The sequence below is a fragment of the Mesorhizobium sp. M7D.F.Ca.US.004.03.1.1 genome (assembly GCF_003998635.1).
Taxonomy (GTDB): domain Bacteria; phylum Pseudomonadota; class Alphaproteobacteria; order Rhizobiales; family Rhizobiaceae; genus Mesorhizobium; species Mesorhizobium loti.
Genome location: NZ_RZQG01001240.1, coordinates 1 through 1410 on the forward strand (window position 1 = coordinate 1; position 1410 = coordinate 1410).

The window sequence follows — 1410 nt, forward strand, 5'->3', positions numbered from 1 at the left end:
CAGTTGGAGCGCGTGTTCTCCCATGCGGCGGACGTTGGCGCAAAAGTCGTCCTCGTCGGCGATCCGCAGCAGTTGCAGGCGATCGAAGCCGGCGCTGCATTCCGCTCACTTCACGAGCGACACGGCGGCGTCGAAATCGGCGAGGTGCGTCGGCAGCGCCAGGACTGGCAGCGCGACGCCACGCGCGATCTTGCAACCGGCAGGATCGGTGCCGCGATCGGCGCCTACGACGCGCAAGGCATGGTGCATCAGGCTGCAACGCGCGACGAAGCGCGAGCTGAACTCGTCGAGCGCTGGGATCGCGACAGGCAGGCGCATCCAGAGGCAAGCCGGATCATTCTCATCCACACAAACGACGAGGTGCGCGCCCTGAACCAGGCAGCGCGCGAGCGGTTGCGCGCTGCCGGCGATCTCGGCGGCGATGTGCAAGTGACTGTCGAACGCGGCCCGAGAAACTTCGCCAGCGGCGATCGCATCATGTTCCTGCGCAACGAACGTGGCCTTGGCGTCAAGAACGGAACGCTCGGTGTGATCGAAGCGGTCAGCGAGCAAAGCATGAGTGTGCGCACGGACAACGGCAGAGCGGTGCGGTTCGACTTGAAGGACTACGCCCACATCGATCACGGCTATGCTGCGACCATCCACAAGGCGCAGGGCATGACCGTCGACCGGACCCATGTCCTGGCGACGCCGGGCATGGACGCGCATGGGAGCTACGTTGCGCTGTCCCGGCATCGCGATGGCACGAATCTGCACTACGGCAGCGATGACTTTGCCACACGGGACCGGCTGGTACGCTCCCTGTCACGGGACCGCGCCAAGGACATGGCGTCGGATTACGAGCAGATCGACCCGGCGCAACACTATGCCGAGCGGCGCGGCATCACCTTCCGACAGCGTGTGGTCGAGATTGTGCGCCGGATCGTTCCGGAGAAGCTGCGCGACAGGATCGGCGAGCTGCTGGACGGACTGCGTTCGCCCGAAGACGGCGAACCCATGCAGGAAGGTGGGCGAAGACCGAAAAGGGAAGATGTTAGGGTGCAAATCGGAGATGCTGGCTCCACGCCCGAAAGGAGAACGCCCGCCACGGGAGTGTCGCGCGACTCGAATGTGCCCGTGGACGCGGAAGCGGCGTTGCGCAGGGATCGGACCAACGCGCTTGTTCGTCACGCGCGCGCGATCGACGCGATCCTCCGCAGCGGAAATGCGGACGGGCAGGGCAGTCCCGAGCAGATGCGCGAGTTGAGGGATGCCCGTAGCGCTTTCGAGAAGGTTCGGCCGCATGGCTGGCGCGACGCCGAAGCGGCTTACGCGAAGAGTCCCGAGCTTGTCCGTGAGGCAGGGGCCGGCGCCGTCAATCGCATCGTCTTTGCTCTTCAACTGGAAACGGAAATTCGCACCGGGATGGAC

General features: G+C 65.2%; 1 protein-coding gene. It reads left to right on the plus strand.

The window, feature by feature from the left end:
• Positions 1 to 1410: AAA family ATPase (locus EN935_RS35955; RefSeq protein WP_164771686.1), on the plus strand; the 1410-nt coding region annotated here is incomplete at both ends.